The organism is Nibrella saemangeumensis (genome assembly GCF_039541915.1).
Taxonomy (GTDB): domain Bacteria; phylum Bacteroidota; class Bacteroidia; order Cytophagales; family Spirosomataceae; genus Nibrella; species Nibrella saemangeumensis.
This window is the reverse complement of sequence record NZ_BAABHD010000020.1, coordinates 1-1284: the sequence shown is the minus strand read 5'-3', so window position 1 is coordinate 1284 and position 1284 is coordinate 1. Positions and strand designations below refer to the sequence as shown.

General features: G+C 58.4%; 1 protein-coding gene. It reads right to left on the bottom strand.

Features of this window, described 5'->3' with window-relative positions; translation table 11 throughout:
- Nucleotides 1-101: 101 nt before the first annotated feature.
- Nucleotides 102-1284, bottom strand: a 1183-nt coding sequence (locus tag ABD949_RS06785) for a S8 family serine peptidase (RefSeq protein ID WP_345241872.1), incomplete at its 5' end; no start/stop codon positions are given.

The window sequence follows — 1284 nt, the reverse complement described above, 5'->3', positions numbered from 1 at the left end:
CGGGCGGGGGTAACGGTAGCCTGCGCCAGACTGTCTGGTGACAGGGCGGAGAAAAAGAAGAACCCAATCAGAATGGGCAGCCATTTATTCTTTGCCATAGGTTAATTGGTCTCCCCTGAAAAACCATTTGGAGAAACGGATCGAGAGTACTTGTCAGCAGCTACCTGCACTGCCCGCTCATACGTTGGAATACCAAAACCCAGTTCAGCGTCCGGAGTACTGTATTGGCTACCGGACCGGCGCAGGCAGTCGATTACCTGAGCAGCGGTCAGGCGGGGGTGAGCCTGCCAGAAGCCTGCCGCTAAGCCCGCTACCAGCGGAGCCGCAAATGAGGTGCCGTTCCCCATAACCACCGTACCACCGGGTGAACCCAGAACCGTTCCCCAGCCTACCGCGGCCAGATCGGGCTTAATGCGTCCACCGGCAGCGGGCCCGTACGAGCTAAATGGCGCCCGTACTTTCTGGCGGTTTACGGCACCAATCGCCAGAACCTGCTCTGCATCCGCCGGTACCGAGATGTAGCGCCAGGGGTCGTTGCCTTCATTACCTGCCGATACCACCACGACCATACCGGCCTCGGCAGCCCATTGGGCGGCCCGACTGGCCAGGGCAGTACGACCGTTCAGATCCTCGTATGCATAGCTGACGCCCCCATCAAAGCGGTTGTAGCCCAGGGAGGAGTTAATGATATCGGCACCGGTACTGTCAGCATACTCGGCACCGAACAGCCAGTTGGCTTCCTCGACACGGGTTTCACTGCGGCCATCCTCCGTCCGCAGCAGCAGAAAAGAGGATTTAAAGGCGGTACCGTACAGCATGTTCTCTGAGGTGCCGGCTATGGTAGACAGCACCGATAACCCGTGGGAGTCATCTTCATACACACTGTATTCTTTAGCGACGAAATCGTAGGTACCTACGATGCGATTCTCCTGAAACAACGGCTGCAGGAAGGGTACGCGGTCGGCGTTACGATAGCCAGCGTCCAGGATAGCAATCAGCATTCCTTCACCCCGGTATCCTTTCAGGTGCATCTGGTCGGCTCCCAGCTGCGCAACCTGGTCCAGGGATGCCCCGTAAGCGAGCGGAGCTATTTCGCCAAATTTATCCGTTTGTGTTTCCTGACGGTTCGCTGCCGCAACGGCATAAGGTGCCGCCGTGTTGCTGTTCATCCCGAGCCGCGCGTTGGCCAGGGGGGCGTTAAACTCCAGCCCTTTAACAAAGGACAGACCCTGCACCGCCCTCAACTGTGGGTCGGTAGCCTCGATAAGGACGGCGTTCAGCCAG